The sequence below is a fragment of the Pullulanibacillus sp. KACC 23026 genome (assembly GCF_029094525.1).
GTDB lineage: Bacteria > Bacillota > Bacilli > Bacillales > Sporolactobacillaceae > KACC-23026.
The window spans coordinates 1,484,721-1,499,928 of the sequence record NZ_CP119107.1 but is presented as its reverse complement, the minus strand read 5'-3'; the positions used below and the strand labels follow the sequence as shown (position 1 = coordinate 1,499,928).

General features: G+C 42.1%; 14 protein-coding genes and 1 other annotated feature. All 14 genes read right to left on the bottom strand.

Annotated elements, in window-relative coordinates; genetic code table 11:
- Positions 1-3: 3 nt before the first annotated feature.
- On the bottom strand, positions 4-312 hold the full coding sequence (gene rplU / locus PU629_RS06730; RefSeq protein WP_275283521.1) for a 50S ribosomal protein L21: 309 nt from the start codon (positions 310-312) through the stop codon (positions 4-6).
- A 12-nt stretch (positions 313-324) separates the two neighbouring features.
- Positions 325-401 (bottom strand) — a sequence feature (ribosomal protein L21 leader region).
- A gap of 89 nt (positions 402-490) precedes the next feature.
- Positions 491-1,597 carry a ribonuclease E/G gene (locus PU629_RS06725; RefSeq protein ID WP_275283520.1) on the bottom strand — a complete coding sequence of 369 codons (1,107 nt, stop codon included), beginning with the start codon at positions 1,595-1,597 and terminating at the stop codon, positions 491-493.
- A 186-nt stretch (positions 1,598-1,783) separates the two neighbouring features.
- Positions 1,784-2,638, bottom strand: a complete 855-nt coding sequence (locus PU629_RS06720; RefSeq protein WP_275283519.1) for a M50 family metallopeptidase — start codon at positions 2,636-2,638, stop codon at positions 1,784-1,786.
- Positions 2,631-3,374 carry a M23 family metallopeptidase gene (locus PU629_RS06715; RefSeq protein ID WP_275283518.1) on the bottom strand — a complete coding sequence of 248 codons (744 nt, stop codon included), beginning with the start codon at positions 3,372-3,374 and terminating at the stop codon, positions 2,631-2,633. The genes PU629_RS06720 and PU629_RS06715 overlap by 8 nt, the downstream gene beginning before the upstream one ends.
- Positions 3,375-3,529: 155 nt before the next feature.
- Positions 3,530-4,327: a septum site-determining protein MinD gene (minD, locus tag PU629_RS06710; protein WP_275283517.1), complete on the bottom strand. Its 798-nt coding sequence runs from the start codon at positions 4,325-4,327 to the stop codon at positions 3,530-3,532.
- Between the two features lie 23 nt (positions 4,328-4,350).
- A complete protein-coding gene (gene minC / locus PU629_RS06705) occupies positions 4,351-5,037 on the bottom strand; it encodes a septum site-determining protein MinC (protein ID WP_275283516.1) in 687 nt (228 codons plus the stop codon).
- Between the two features lie 56 nt (positions 5,038-5,093).
- Positions 5,094-5,612, bottom strand: a complete 519-nt coding sequence (mreD, locus tag PU629_RS06700; protein WP_275283515.1) for a rod shape-determining protein MreD — start codon at positions 5,610-5,612, stop codon at positions 5,094-5,096.
- Positions 5,609-6,481, bottom strand: a complete 873-nt coding sequence (mreC, locus tag PU629_RS06695; RefSeq protein WP_275283514.1) for a rod shape-determining protein MreC — start codon at positions 6,479-6,481, stop codon at positions 5,609-5,611. The genes mreD and mreC overlap by 4 nt, the downstream gene beginning before the upstream one ends.
- Positions 6,482-6,496: 15 nt before the next feature.
- The gene (locus tag PU629_RS06690; RefSeq protein ID WP_275284369.1) at positions 6,497-7,531 is read right to left on the bottom strand and encodes a rod shape-determining protein; all 1,035 of its coding nucleotides are present in this window, start codon (positions 7,529-7,531) and stop codon (positions 6,497-6,499) included.
- A gap of 71 nt (positions 7,532-7,602) precedes the next feature.
- Positions 7,603-8,292 (bottom strand): RadC family protein, encoded by a 690-nt coding sequence (radC, locus tag PU629_RS06685; protein WP_275283513.1) that lies wholly within the window; start codon positions 8,290-8,292, stop codon positions 7,603-7,605.
- A gap of 338 nt (positions 8,293-8,630) precedes the next feature.
- The gene (locus PU629_RS06680) at positions 8,631-9,740 is read right to left on the bottom strand and encodes a hypothetical protein (protein ID WP_275283512.1); all 1,110 of its coding nucleotides are present in this window, start codon (positions 9,738-9,740) and stop codon (positions 8,631-8,633) included.
- 163 nt (positions 9,741-9,903) lie between these two features.
- On the bottom strand, positions 9,904-10,569 hold the full coding sequence (locus PU629_RS06675; RefSeq protein WP_275283511.1) for a prepilin peptidase: 666 nt from the start codon (positions 10,567-10,569) through the stop codon (positions 9,904-9,906).
- 151 nt (positions 10,570-10,720) lie between these two features.
- A complete protein-coding gene (locus PU629_RS06670; protein ID WP_275283510.1) occupies positions 10,721-12,409 on the bottom strand; it encodes a sensor domain-containing diguanylate cyclase in 1,689 nt (562 codons plus the stop codon).
- Between the two features lie 1,485 nt (positions 12,410-13,894).
- A complete protein-coding gene (locus PU629_RS06665) occupies positions 13,895-15,196 on the bottom strand; it encodes a bifunctional folylpolyglutamate synthase/dihydrofolate synthase (protein WP_275283509.1) in 1,302 nt (433 codons plus the stop codon).
- Positions 15,197-15,208 lie beyond the last annotated feature (12 nt).

The following is a 15,208-nucleotide window of genomic DNA, read 5'->3' as shown; positions in this document are numbered from 1 at the left end:
CGATTACGCGTTAATCTTCTCAATCGTTACTTTAGTGTAAGGTTGACGATGACCTTGTTTACGACGGTAGTTCTTCTTTGCCTTAAACTTGAAAACAACGATTTTCTTGTCACGACCGTGGTCTTCCACTTTCGCAGTAACCGTTGCCCCTTCAACTAGCGGTTGTCCAACCTTAACTTGGTCACCACCAACAAAAAGAACTTTGTCAAAAGTCACAGATTCACCTGGCTCAGCAGTAAGCTTTTCGATATAAACCGTTTGGCCTTCTTCAACCTTAAGCTGCTTGCCGCCTGTTTCAATGATTGCGTACATATGTGCACCTCCTAAAAGTCTCAGACTCGCCAAAACAGGTACATCCTTATCGATGGTTTTTAACCTGTCTCGTGCGGTTGGAGCGGGTGCTCCTTAAGACTAACATTAAAATATTAACACAATGACAAAAATAATGTCAATCCTCTTCCTGTCAACTTTATGCAGAAAGAAAAGAAAATCAATCGCTTTTACGAGTCATTTCAATCAGTCCTAAAGAGGTATAACCACTCACATGAGTTGTGACTATATCTTCTTTTAAGGCTTCCTTAAATCGATTAAGCACCTCTTCACGATGGGATTCCTGTTCCATCTTGATGAGATCAATCATAATAATCCCGCCAATTTGCCTTAATGCAAGCTGGCGCGCAATCTCAGAAACTGCCTCAAGATTGCACCAAAAAGCGGTCTCTTCTTTTGTTGATTTTCCTTTATAAGAGCCTGAATTCACATCAATGGCCGTCAGCGCTTCTGTTTGCTGAATCACAATGGAAACCCCTGATTTTAAATAAACTTTTTCCCTTTTTGCCGCTTCCCACTCCTTCTCCAAAGAAAAGCTTTGGAATAAAGGCTTAGCGGTTTCTAAATGAACGCGCTCCCCTTGTGCGCTTAAATAGCGGAAGTCGCTTTCTTCATTGGTCCACCACTCACAGTCCCATTGACTCGGAAGTTTAAGGCTGAGTTGGGCCGATAGGCAATCACCGTCCACCAAGCGTACAGGACTTTGTTTTTGCGAAGCTTCTTCGATAACGCTCCTCCACTTCGTTCGAAGCGCTTCCCACTCACAGAAGAGCTCCTCATCCGTTTTCTCCCCTGCTATGGATCGAAAAATAACCCCTTCCGTCCCTTTCAGAGAGAAAGGAGGATGATTCCTCAGACGGTCTCGGTCACTCTCCTTTAAACGATGGGACGCCGCCACATAATGACCAAATGGAAGATAAATCAGAGAACGGCCCTTTATTTGAATATTTCGGGTCATAAATGTCTGTTTCATTCCGGCAGCTTCCCGTTTGACTTGTAATAGTAATAGCATTCCTCTTTTTAAATTCTTAAATAAAGCGGCTTCTGTTTCCGGCCATTCATGACGGGACAAGAAACCTTTCGTATCAGGTGAAAGCGAGACAAACACGCCATCAAGGCTCGGCATGAGACGTTCCACTTTAGTTAAATAAATCTCATCATTTTGAGGATTGGACCCTTCCCACTCAAAGAAGGCTACGACTACTTGATTATTCAAAATGGCGGCTCTTTTACGATCGCCTTTGGTGTCTAAAACGAGCTGTCTCAACTTAAAATCACCCCTCCACTCCCATTTTACCCAAAAACAAAGTGGAGGAGAAAGTAAAGCGCCATTTTTTCATTAAAAACCTTGACCTATTGCCAAGTCCTAGTAAGCTTTCTCCTTAAAGCCCCATCTCGAGTGAGCTTACTAGATTTCCTCGTATTTTTCGCTTTAGCAGTTGGCGAAACCCATCTACGAGACATTTATCCATTCACCTATCGTCACATTGCTGCCGTTCCCACCAAAATACGCTTCTAATAATGTGGATTCATGGAGTAATTCTCCATTTTCTACGCCGGCAATTTCAATCAAATGAACCTGTTCTTTAAAGAAATGTTCGAAGATTCTCCAAAGCGGCCAATCCTTACTAATAACGAGTGTCCGGATCTTCCGCCTTGAGACAGGCCGCGTGCGCCACCTTTCTAAGAGAAAGCGAAGAAAGACGACTTTTTGTTGCTTCCACTCTTGGTATAAAGACAAACCAATAAAGGAGGCAATCACAGCAAAGTTAATGGATGCCGGATGATCAACAAAGAGGGCAATTGATAATGTAACGAGAAATAAGAATGAGAGAATGAGAGTCTGGCGAAAGGCTTGTTTAAACGGCAAGAATTTGGATAAGAAAAGAAAAAGCAATTTCCCTCCATCTAATGGCCAGATTGGAAGAAGATTAAATCCCAATATAAGAGCATTTTCAGTCATAAACAAATGATGATTTTCTTCACTCCAATAAGGCGTTTTCAGGAGCAGGAAAGAGAGGATAGGCAGCCATAAATGTTGAAGCGGTCCAGCAAGTGTGACCCAAAACTCCTCTTTAAACGGGCGATTCCCATGCTCTTCTACTTTCGCAACACCGCCAAATGGCAGCAACTGAATCTGGGTCACGCGCCAGCCGTAATGAAGGGCAGCCCAAGCATGACCCATCTCATGGACAAAAACAATAAAAAAAACGGTCACAACATCCCAAAAGTGACCGGTTAGAAGTCCACCACCTATAACAAACCAGAATACAGGATGAATATGACATTTTCTTAGGAGTTTAATCAAAGGAAATCACCTGAATCGGATCGACGTATTTATTTCCCTTCTTATAAGCAAAATAGAAGACCCCTTCATTCTTCTCCTTTGATACTTGACCTATTTTCTGTCCCTTTTTGACAAAATCATAAACTTTGATATTCACCGATTGGAGTTCTCCGTAAATCGATTGATCCCCATTCGTGTGTTGAATCACCACCGTTTTCCCGGTCTTTTTGTCATCACTGATCGATAACACGTAGCCGCTGTCAATGGCTTCAACAGGCGAATTGCTAGCGGTCTGAACGGTCACCCCTTTTTGAGATTGGCTAAACGTTTGGGTAACTTGTCCACTTACAGGCTCAACAAAATTGGCTTTATTCACATTGGTCGCTGTTTGTTGAACGGATTGACCTTTCTTGCCAAGAGGTAATAGGGCAAGCGGCTGACCAAATGTTTGTTGATACCAACTGGACACGCCCGCAAAATTAAATTCATTATTTAATGCCGATTGCAGTTCTGTCTTAACCTTAGGCAAGGGATAAAAGGTTTCTTTTTGTAGCACCCCAACTCCTAAGACAAGAACGGCGGCTACCATACACTTCATCAAAAAGAAATAAGGTTTCTTCTTCGTCTCTTGCGGCCTGCTTGGCTCTCTTTCAACAGAACTATGAGAAGAAGGGGGTCTAAAAGCGGCGGGGCTTTTAGTTAGAGTCGATTGCTTCCGATTGCGGTGACGTCTTCTTATTTCTTCAATTCGGTCCATCCCGATCATCCTTTTCTTATCCCATTTATTACTTAATGGTTATGCGACAATCGGACAAGATATGCCAATCTAGAAGTCTTTAGTGGGACAGACCTCCGCAATAACAAAAAGGACCAAAAAGAGAGAATCCCCTTTGGTCCTTGGAAAATTTTTAGTTATCGCATTCCTAGCATTTGTTTCATTTTCTTGAAAAAACCTTTGTTCTCATTGGAAGACATCAAAGGAACCGATTCCCCGAGAATGCGTCGGCCAATATTACGATAGGCAATCGCTGCTTGCGTGGTTGGTTTTAGGGCAATCGGTTCTCCGCGGTTGCTGGCGGCAATAACCGCTTCATCATCAAACACAATCCCTAAGAGATCAATAGCGAGAACATCCGTGATCTCATCTACCGTCAGCATGTCCCCTGACTTAACCATATGATTTTTGATCCGGTTCACAATTAAACGCGGTGATTGGATATGCTCTTCTTGTTCAAGTAACCCAATAACCCGGTCAGCATCCCGAACCGCTGACTTTTCGGGTGTCGTCACAACGATGGCTTGATCGGCTCCGACAACGGCATTTTTAAACCCTTGCTCAATACCAGCCGGACAATCGATCACAATATAATCAAAGTCCCGCTTAAGCTCATCAATAATAGCTTTCATTTGCTCGGGTTGAATGGCCGTCTTGTCCTTTGCTTGAGCAGCGGGTAAAAACTTCAAATAATCAAATCGTTTATCAGTAATTAACGTCTGATGAAGCTTACAGCGGCCTTCTGCCACATCCACAATATCATAAATAATTCGATTTTCTAATCCCATTAGAACATCGAGATTACGAAGACCTATATCAGTATCTACCAAGCAGACCTTTTTCCCTAACAGGGCAAGAACCGTGCCTATATTGGCAGTTGTTGTCGTTTTCCCCACGCCGCCTTTACCTGACGTGATGACTATGGCTTCCCCCATCACTAACACTCCTCTACCATACCCTAATTTTCAACTTTCGATCGCCGAAATAAGGTGTTCAACCGATCGATGACTATTTGCTCGGTTTCTGGGTCAACAAATGCGCTTTCCATTAAATGGTCCCCTCTATTCGGATCAAAATTGGATTCTTCCGGCTCTTCTGGAGAGCGGTTCATGATATCTCCAATTATGAGTTGGGACGGTTTCATCACAGAAGCTGCAATGATTTTATCCCGATAACCACCAAGGCCAGCATGTGCAACACCTCTTAAAACACCTAGAATGTAGATGTTTCCCGTTGCAGTCACTTTGGCTCCAGAGTTAACATCCCCAATAAGCAGTAAATCTCCGGTGACCTCGAGCACCTGCCCCGAACGAATCATTTTAATGAGCGGTGTTAATTGCTGATTTTTAAGGAGTGCTTCACTTTCCTCCTTGGTAATGACGTTCGATTCCACCTCTGCTACAAACAGGCTTTTTTCAGCACGAATAAGCGACTGTATTTCTTCCTGTTGCGGCTTTGTCAAATAACGGTTTCCCGTCACGACCTTTACCGAGATCAACGGACCATCGCTGTAGGCTTGATTCCGAGCAGATAGTTTTTGTTTCAGCTCTTGAATTAAATCTGTATAAGAACACTGGTCATCCAATTGTAAAATCAATCCATCTTTTTTGCCCTTGATCGTCACGAGCGGATGGTTTTTAGACATGATCACGTTCACCTCAACACTTTCTATATTCAACATGGGGATGACTTTTTCCTTCTCTATTCTTCAGTTTGATCAGGAACAAGCTGCAAAAGAAAGCGCCGTAAAGGATAGAACAACAGAATGGTTAAGCAGCCATTTAAGATTAAGGTAGGCGGCAGTCGCCAGACCAACCATTCATCAAATGACATAGTCGCTTTATGAATTAAAAAATAGATGCCATAAACTTCTATTTCCAATGCTGCAATGGCTAGAAGAATGAGTAAAAATACCGAAACCAAGTGGAGGTGAATCCACCTCGCCAAGAAACCCAAAAGGTAAGTCGTCAGCCCCAGACAGAAAGCATACACGCCTAAGATATTAGAGCTTGTCAGATCTAATAAAAATCCAAAGACAATCGCATATTTAATTCCTGTTGAACGCCCTGCAAACATACTAATAAAACAACAGCCTATCAGTACCAGATGAGGAATCGCATCGAAATGATACCCAAACCACTCAGGTGTGAAAATTTGAAAAACCGTTCCCTGCAAAAGGAAAAGAACAAACATCACCACGAATAAAAAGATGGCTCTCATGATCCCCCATCGCCTCCAGATACGGATGGGGCGAGCCGTTCTAAAATATCCACGTATTCAATATTATTAAAATTTGCAGCGGGTTTCACTTCTGCTGTCTTCGTTAATCCATATTGATCTGTGCTCACTTTTGTTACTGTTCCAATTAAGATACCTTGAGGATAGACTTTTCCAAGCCCAGAGGAAACCACCTTGTCTCCTTTGGTAATTTTAGCATCAATTGGGATTTTCTTAAATAACAGCTCATTTTTCTTATCATCATAGCCTTCAATCATTCCATCGATTGGAACGCCTGATTTGATGACTTCTGCAGAGATTTGGTTATAGTTCGATGGATCTGTTACAAGTGTTACCACACTGGTAAATTGACTCACTTCCGTTACTTTACCAATAAAGCCATCTGCTGTTACAACAGGCATCCCTTTTTTGATGCCTTGCTTTAATCCTTTATTGACCGTAATTTGCTGGTTCCAATTATCAAAAGAGCGGCCAATAACAAATGCCACATAAGACTTATAATCGGTTAGATCGGGTATGCTGCTAATATTCAGTTGCTTTTTCAATTCGTCATATTGAGACTTAAGAACCTGATAATTGGAATCAAGCTCGGCGTATTTCTGCAAATGACTCTTAAGAACTTTATTCTCTTCGTAAACATTTCGGATATCTTGCAAATTCTGAAAGAAACCCGCTACATAGCGAGCGGGTTTTGAAAATGTATACTGAAACAACCCAACTGTGTCGTGAACAAATTGTTCAGGCCAGGAGATTTGTTCGCGCTCCTTCATCGAAAAACCAATGAGGGCGACTAATATAATGAGACTTGTTAAAAGGATAATGAGCTTCTTATTATTAAAGAAGGGCGGCATCATGACACCTACTTACTATGATCTTTTTCTCGCTGTAATGCCTGCCTTTGATTTGAACATCGGTAAATTCTCAAGTGCTCGACCGGTTCCGATTGCCACGCAATCTAAGGGATTCTCAGCGATGATGACAGGCATTTTGGTTTCATCACTAAGAACTTTATCAAGATTACGGAGCAATGCCCCTCCTCCTGTTAACACAATCCCTCGGTCCATAATATCCGCCGCAAGTTCAGGCGGTGTTTTCTCCAACGTAATTTTGACCGCTTCAAAAATTTCATCAACAGTGTCTTTAAGCGCCTCTGAAATTTCTTTAGCTGTAACAGTCAACGTCTTAGGCAGTCCTGTTAAAAGGTCACGCCCGCGTATCTCCATCGTTTCATCTTCATCCAGCTGACCAGCTGCTCCTATTTCAAGCTTAAGCTGCTCGGCTGTACGTTCACCTATCATAAGATTATAGGTTTTCTTAATGTATTGGATAATATCATCATCCATCTCATCGCCTGCGACACGGATCGATTGACTGGTTACAATTCCTCCAAGAGAAATAATAGCAACTTCAGTCGTTCCACCACCTATATCAACAACCATGCTTCCAGTTGGCTCCCAAACAGGCAGATCAGCACCAATTGCTGCTGCGAAAGGTTCTTCAATTGTGAAAGCTTCCTTCGCTCCTGCTTGCTTCGTCGCATCCTCGACTGCACGTTTTTCAACCGCTGTAATCCCAGATGGCACACAGACCATCACATTCGGCTTACGCGATAAGAAAGAGCGCTTCTTCTGAGCCTGATTGATAAAATATTTCAACATTGTGGCTGTTGTTTCGAAATCAGCAATCACCCCATCTTTCATTGGCCTTTGAGCCACAATATTCCCGGGTGTCCGACCAATCATGTTCTTTGCCGAATTACCGACAGCTTGAATGGTATCTGTATCCGTACGTTTGGCGACAACAGAAGGCTCTCTTACTACAACCCCTTTACCCTTTAAATAGACAAGCGTATTGGCTGTACCAAGATCTATGCCCAAGTCACGTGAAAATCCGCCAATCATGTATGTATCTCCCTTCATGATGCAAAACTCATAAATTTAATTATAGCGCAATTGATTAAAAAAACATAGTATTAAAGCAATCCCTTTTCCTTTAAACTTACAAATTTTTTATCTCCTATTACAATATGGTCTATCAACTCAATTCCCAGCATAAGTCCGCAATCCACTAATCGTTTTGTCACCTCAATATCCTCACGACTTGGTGAGGGATCCCCTGAAGGATGATTATGGAAACATAAAATAGAGGCTGCCGAACGCTTTAAAGCCTCTTTGAACACTTCTCTTGGGTGGACGATGGAAGCATTAAGACTTCCAATAAAGATGGTTTGTTGGTGGATGACTTGATTTTTGGTATTCAAGTAAAGGGCAACAAAATGTTCTTGAGACAAGTGACGGAGATCCTCCATGACATAGTCTGCCCCATCCTTTGGAGAACGAATCGCTCTTTTCTCGTCTCTTTTTTCCAATACCGATCGTCTTCCAAGCTCAACAGATGCCAATAGTTGTACGGCCTTAGTCGGCCCTATTCCTTTTACCTGGCAGAGCTCTTCAATGCTCGCCGTTCGAAGTGCAGTTACCCCTTCGACAGCGGTCAGAAGACGTGTTGCCAAATTCATCACAGATTCCTCTTTTGTCCCCGTTCGTAAAATAATGGCCAAAAGCTCTTGGTTCGTACAAGCTTGTGCACCATATCTAATTAATCGTTCCCTAGGTCGCTCTTCAATAGGGACATCTCGAACCATAATAACAGAATCGTTCATTATTGATCCAGCTCCTTAAAATCAATTTAATTGACTAGAAGGACCCTCACCATTCGATTCTCATTTTCTAACTTAACCGATAAGTTTCACCTATAAGTTATTTGTGCCCCTCTTAATAAATTCTTAAATTAAACAAGTTTTATGGGGGTTGCTTTTGAGGGGTTAATTGGAAAGAATCATGAAGGGGGGATGAATCGCGGCTAGGATAAGGCCCTTTGCGAAATTAACTACATACCATTTGCAACCTACCAAACGGCAAAACTTAAAAAATAAGTAGACACGGGAAACTCTTTAGCAGAGGGATCGTCCCCCTCTGCTAAAAAGACAGTCTCACCTCATTACTTAGAACTATAGGCATCAAGTGCCAACTGATAATTGGCAATGGCATCTAATAATGCTTTTTGTGCTTCTGTTCCGCTTGGCTTCGATTGATTAAGAGCTGAATAAGCGGCGACCAACGTTCCTTTTAGAGTACCAAGTTTTTGTTTGGAAACATCCGTACCCGGGTCTTCCATTTGTTGAATCGCTTTATTCACCTGTTTCATGACAGTCTGGTCAACCGGTTTAGATTCAGCGGCACTTAAACTTAGAGGGATCAGATTTTGTATGACTAAATTAGCGGTTTTAATATCCTGTAAATCCATATGACTTCCTTTTAATTGATTGACACTGAGAATCCATTGTTTCCCATAGACATCCACCTGACTGGCAATTGGTTTTCCAACTGTTTGAAGATCGGCTTTTGTCAAAGCCACAGCGCCAATCAGTGCATACTTACCCTGTTCTTGCACAATAACAGAGTGGATTCCCTGTGAGGAAAACGTCTTCTGCGCGTTTTGAGCATTGGCCTTTGTACTGTACATATTTAATTGGTCAATATACAGATTAAGGGCATAATCCTTACCATCAACCGTTTCAGTCTTTCCATCACTAACTGGAGTTGACGTAGTGGCGGCTTCACTACCAGCGGTTTCATCAGGAGTAGAACTTGATTGGGCGGCAGGCGTTGTTTGTTGGTGCGTGAAAAAGACAAGCACTGTAAATCCTAGCCCTAATCCTACAATAATGGCTGATATTAACGGAATCCAAAATTTCTTGAAAAATAGAACGAAATCGGATTTAACTGTCTTTTTAACCGGCTTCTTCTTTTTTTTAGAATACGAAGGCGACAGATACGGTTTGGCTACCGCATTATTAATCTCATAATAATTAAATGAGTTTAATTCCTCCTCTTCAACAACCGGTTCCTCGGTCATTTCTTGTCTATCTAGGGATGATTGAGGTTCTTCCTGACTCTCTAAGCCGACTAGCCGCCAGTCTTTCATACGATCTTGGTCGGTCGCCGCAACTGCCTCCTTCGCCCATTTGTGGAGGGTTGTTTCTTTGCCATTAAAAGTAACCGTAATGCGATTATTTGGATTTTTCTTAGGAGTGTTTGATTCTGACATATGGCGAAAAAGCCTCCTCTTTAAAAATTTGGCTTGCCTCCTCTATATTCCAATGGTTGCGATTATGAATAGCCATACAGGGCCCTAGCCTTCTTATGAAAGACTAGCACATTTTGTTTAAAAATGGACAAGACTTTTGTCGGATTTCCCCTCTAAGTTTTCGTCAAATTTCGAACTTAATGGACTGAAATAACACGATAAGGTAACCGATTAAGATAAAGGGAGCAAAGGGAAGTCTTTTTAGTGGGGGAGCACGTCTTTTTAAAACGAGATGAAGGAGAAAAAAGAGAAGTCCTGCCAAACAGGCGTCAATCATCGTAGTGAGTATAAGGGGATAACCAATAAGCCATCCAAGAGTCATAAAGAGCTTCAGATCACCTCCTCCAAGCCCTCCTCTTGAGGTGATTATAACGAGAAACGGCATCGTAAAACCAAATGCTGCTCCTATTAAATGCGGTTCAAACGGTTGATTTGTAAAACTAAAAAAGACCGGGACAGAGAGACAAACAATGAAAACATGGAGACGGTTTGGAATGAGCCAATAATAGAGGTCTGTAACAGCTGCCATGAGCAGAAGATGAAAAGCGAGGAGAAGAAACAAGGAATCTTGAAACGAATTGGACTGACACCCTATCCATAAATAGAAAAATCCTCCCAGTCCTGCAGACACCAACAAAGAAGGTGAAACGAGGGCTCGGGACATTGCCGTTTGAAAAATAGGGAAACGACGTAAAAGGAACTCATAAGGCTTCCACCCATATAATCGGTGCACACAGTCGGAGCGATCCGTGAGCATTTTTAAAGCCAAAACGTGGGAAATGGCACCCATGAGTGACCCCGAAACAAACAAAAGAACATCTAAAATAGAATCACCTCCTTTACTTAATGCCTAGCCTTTCATCTTGTCTATTTTATAAATGGGAAGGAGAGAAGCACATAGACATTTGAGCTTCACTGTCGATGCGCTTCTTCGGAGAGGTTTAACTGGAGTATGCGGCCACGCGATTTCGCCCCTTTTGCTTAGCCCCTGCATACATGGCCCGGTCCGCATTACGGATGAGTGTAACAGAGTCCTTCCCTTGGTCAGGTGCTGTTGCGACTCCCATACTGGCAGTCACTTGAATCGCCATCTCATGCCTGTCAAGATTAAAGGGATTAATCATAAACGATTGGTTGCTTATCTTTTTTCTTAAAGATTCAGCAAAAACATAGGCCCCTTCAGAAGTGGTCCGATCCAACAATATGATGAATTCTTCGCCGCCATATCTTGCGACGACTCCATCTTGTTTGACAGCCTCTCTTAAGCGCTCAGCTACCTGCAAAAGAATCTCATTCCCGCTCTCATGTCCGAATTGATCATTAATTTCTTTGAAATGATCAAGATCCAGCATAATAATGGCAAAAGAACCTGAATTCGCTGCGCTAAATCGACTATCTAGCAGTTGCGAAAAATACCTATAATTATATAAATGGGTTAACGGATCTCGTTCGCTTTCCATCTTCGTCTTCTCATAGTTAGCCGCATTTTTCAGAGCCACACTGAAAAAATGGGTCATAATTTCAAAAATCATTTCATGCTGTTTCTGATACCCATACTTGAGCTTACTCCCCAACATAATGATCCCCTCTAAATTATCGTTCATGCTTAAAGGCAGCATCATGACAGAATGAACGGTATCAGGCAAGAAGGACTGAAGGAATGGCGTCCATTGTTTTTTAGTCGAAGCCTTAAACCGATTATTTTTATAGAAAGAGCAATCAGGGCGCGGAAACACATCAAGATTAATCGGTCCTTCTTCACCATGATTATCATAGTGTTGAACAGCGCTTAAGCCGCCTGCCTCATCCAAGACAAACAAATAGGTATCCGATATATCTAGGACACTATGAAGCGATTTAAAAAAATGCTTATAAACGGATTTCACTTCTAATGTTTGACTTAATTCACGGCCAATTTCATTGGTTTCTTTCAACTGCTTACTAAGGAGACTTTCTCTGCTTATTAAACGAAAAATAACAGACAGCGTCAGCATAGGAATAGCCACCATCAAAATGGAACGAACACTGTATTCCGAATAGAGAATATAAAAAATGAAGCTGATCGGCAAGGTTAAAAGGGTTGTCACCAATTCCCAAATGATAGATTTATCTAAAAAAGAAGATTCCTTATAAAGAACTTTGCCAATTATATAAGAGGTCACATGATTAAGAGCAAATCCCGCAAAAGCATAGCCGATAATTTGCGGAAATTGCATGGGCTCCCCCGGTCCTACCATCCCGATACGGCCGCCAATTAGATAATAAAACCCTGCTGAACCAACCGAAACGACTAGAAACATGAGCATATTAGTCGGATATCGGAAGTGATAATCCTTGGTAAGGCGCAGTGAAGCCAAATAACAAAGAACGCCAATTTGGGTTAAGATCAGTTCTGCCGCTAAACCAAACAAGAGAAAAACGGTCATCGAGACACTTTGAATAATGAAAATATCTGTACCATTGACCCGAAAATAAGAAACGGCAATTAAAATCAGCATGAGACCCATCAAAACAATCGAGACATAAGCGTGTTTGGAGACTGGTTGTGAATGCAACAAAATCAAGATGACAGAAATTGGCCATATGAGGACCCATAATACCCACATCAGTCGTTTTGATTGTTCGGTCACTAGAATCTCCCCTTACAAAATGTTTCGAATTTTGTTTCAAATAGGATCTAACCAGATCTTCAACCTGTACAAAAAGCCTAACTAAAATACTGAATTTTTTACAAAACTCATTTTAATTTTTATTCTATCAATATTCTTATTAGAAATAAATAGATTTTTATACTTTTTTTGGATTAAGAAAGTCCGAACAGGTAGTTGAGTAACCAGAACCTCTCACCCGGCCTCACGCAAGAGCACAAAATCCAAGAAGGTTTGCCATTTATCCTAGAAGGTCGCCAAAAAATCCGAGAAGCTTGGCCAAAAATCCTAAAAGGGCAGCCAAAAATCACAGAAGCTCTCTCCCGGCCTCACGCAAGAGCGCGAAATTCGAGAAGGTTTGCCATTTATCCTAGAAGGTCGCCAAAAAATCCGAGAAGCTTGGCCAAAAATCCTAAAAGGTCAGCCAAAAATTACAGAAGCTCTCACCCGGCCCACATGTAAGGAAGCAAAATCATAGAAGGTTACCCATTTATCCTAGAAGGTCACTAAAAAATCTTAGAAGGTTTGTCAAAAATCCTAAAAGGTGACACAAAAATCATAGAAGCTCTCACTCGGCCCACCTGCAAGGGAGCGAAATCTGAGAAGGTTCCCCATTTATCCTAGAAGGTCGCTAAAAAGTCCGAGAAGCTTGGCCAAAAATCACAGAACCTCTCTCCCGGCCTCACGCAAGAGCACAAAATCCAAGAAGGTTCCCCATTTATCCAAGAAGGTCGCTAAAAAGTCCGAGAAGCTTGGCCAAAAATCCTAAAAGGTCAGCCAAAAATCACAGAACCTCTCTCCCGGCCCACATGTAAGGAAGCAAAATCATAGAAGGTTACCCATTTATCCTAGAAGGTCACTAAAAAATCTTAGAAGGTTTGTCAAAAATCCTAAAAGGTGACACAAAAATCATAGAAGCTCTCACTCTGCCCACCTGCAAGGGAGCGAAATCTGAGAAGGTTCCCCATTTATCCTAGAAGGTCGCCAAAAAATCCGAGAAGCTTGGCCAAAAATCCTAAAAGGTCAGCCAAAAATCACAGAAGCTCTCACCCGGCCTCATCCAGGAGCGCGAAATCCAAGAAGGTTTGCCATTTATCCTAGAAGGTCGCTAAAAAGTCCGAGAAGCTTGGCCAAAAATCCTAAAAGGTCAACCAAAAATCACAGAACCTCTCTCCCGGCCTCATCCAGGAGAGCGAAATCCAAGAAGGTTTAACATTTATCCAAGAAGGTCACCAAAAAGTCCGAGAAGCTTGTTCAAAAATCATAAAAGGTCAGCCAAAAATCTGAGAAGCTCTAGCCCGGCCTCACGCTATCTTCAATGCTAGTTCCAGATTAAGAGAAATTCCTCCGCTTGTTTATCAAATCCGCTGCACCGTCTAATCAAATTAAAAAAGCTATTAAAGAAAAAGCTTGGGAACCCCCCCAAGCTTTTGTCTTACATGTCAGTTATTCTGCGCTTTTAGATTTTTAAGCCTTTTGGTATTTCTTTAACTCGCGGCGGACTTCAGCTATAAAATAGAGAGATCCCGTGATTAAGAGAAGCTCTTCGGCACCGAGTCCTCCAGCCAATTCATCCAAAGCCGCTCTCCAATCTTGCCTAACCTTTCCTTCTACCCCTAACTTCTCTAATTCCTCCGCTTTTTCAGCCCGTTTAAAATCAAAGGTTGTAAAGGTAATGTGTTCAGAAATGGTCTGGAGATGCTGAAGAATGGACTCGTTATTACGATCCTTTAGGGTTGCAAATAACAGATGGACCGTTTTATCCGGATACGTTTCGTTAATGGTTTTCACTAACGCTTTGACGCCTTCTTCATTATGCGCACCATCTAAAAAGATCAACGGATTTGTCGATACGGTTTCAAAACGTCCTGGCCAGGCCGTTTTTGAGAGTCCCAGCCGGATCGCCTCTTCCTCAATTGGAAAGGCATAAAAAGTAGAAAGGATCTCTAAGGCTTTAAGAGCTGCCGAGGCATTTTTAATTTGATGCGGACCTCTAAGCGAACTCTTTAAACCGCTGAAGTTCCAATAAAGGCTTTTGAAATGAAATTCTTCATAGGCCGCACTTGAAGATTCTTGAACAACCTCAAAGTGTTGACCCAACTGATAGAGCTTCGCTTTCATTTGAGTTGCCTTCTCTTGGATTACTTTTAAGGCATCAGGATGCTCGGCCGTTGTGACAATCGGTGTTCCAGACTTTATAATTCCTGCCTTTTCAGAAGCAATTTCAGTGATCGTCCCTCCAAGTTGAGCGACATGGTCAATCCCCACATTGGTAATAACGGAAACGAGCGGATAAATAATATTGGTTGAATCTAGACGACCGCCTAGACCGACCTCATAGATCACCACATCACAGGGATGAATTCTCGAAAAATAAACAAGGCTGATCATCGTAATCACTTCAAATTCAGTTGGATAGCCGAGATCACTTTTGCCAAGTTCCTCTGCAAATGGATAAATCATATTAGCCGCTTTTACCAAGTCCTCATCTGAAATTGGCTGGTTATTGACCGCTATTCTCTCATTGAAGCTAACAATATAAGGAGACGTGAAGGTGCCTACTTCTTCAAATGTCTCCATTAAGACGCTTCTTAAAAACGAAACGGTTGACCCTTTTCCATTCGTTCCTCCAACATGAATGGCTCGAATCGTGCGCTCTGGATGGCCAAGCTTGTCCATCACCCATTCCATCCGAGAAAGCCCAGGCTTAATTCCGTGCGGTAGATGGGTGTGAATCCAATCTAAAGTTTCATCTATAGTTTTAAACATTGGTCGTCTTCC

Bases quoted from the DNA above. Each gene is read 5' to 3' on its own strand.
- rplU (WP_275283521.1), bottom strand. From the start codon at position 312: ATGTACGCAATCATTGAAACAGGCGGCAAGCAGCTTAAGGTTGAAGAA.
- PU629_RS06715 (WP_275283518.1), bottom strand. From the start codon at position 3,374: ATGGACCGAATTGAAGAAATAAGAAGACGTCACCGCAATCGGAAGCAA.
- minD (WP_275283517.1), bottom strand. From the start codon at position 4,327: ATGGGGGAAGCCATAGTCATCACGTCAGGTAAAGGCGGCGTGGGGAAA.
- minC (WP_275283516.1), bottom strand. From the start codon at position 5,037: ATGTCTAAAAACCATCCGCTCGTGACGATCAAGGGCAAAAAAGATGGA.
- mreD (WP_275283515.1), bottom strand. From the start codon at position 5,612: ATGAGAGCCATCTTTTTATTCGTGGTGATGTTTGTTCTTTTCCTTTTG.
- mreC (WP_275283514.1), bottom strand. From the start codon at position 6,481: ATGCCGCCCTTCTTTAATAATAAGAAGCTCATTATCCTTTTAACAAGT.
- PU629_RS06690 (WP_275284369.1), bottom strand. From the start codon at position 7,531: ATGATTGGCGGATTTTCACGTGACTTGGGCATAGATCTTGGTACAGCC.
- radC (WP_275283513.1), bottom strand. From the start codon at position 8,292: ATGAACGATTCTGTTATTATGGTTCGAGATGTCCCTATTGAAGAGCGA.
- PU629_RS06680 (WP_275283512.1), bottom strand. From the start codon at position 9,740: ATGTCAGAATCAAACACTCCTAAGAAAAATCCAAATAATCGCATTACG.
- PU629_RS06675 (WP_275283511.1), bottom strand. From the start codon at position 10,569: ATGGGTGCCATTTCCCACGTTTTGGCTTTAAAAATGCTCACGGATCGC.
- PU629_RS06665 (WP_275283509.1), bottom strand. From the start codon at position 15,196: ATGTTTAAAACTATAGATGAAACTTTAGATTGGATTCACACCCATCTA.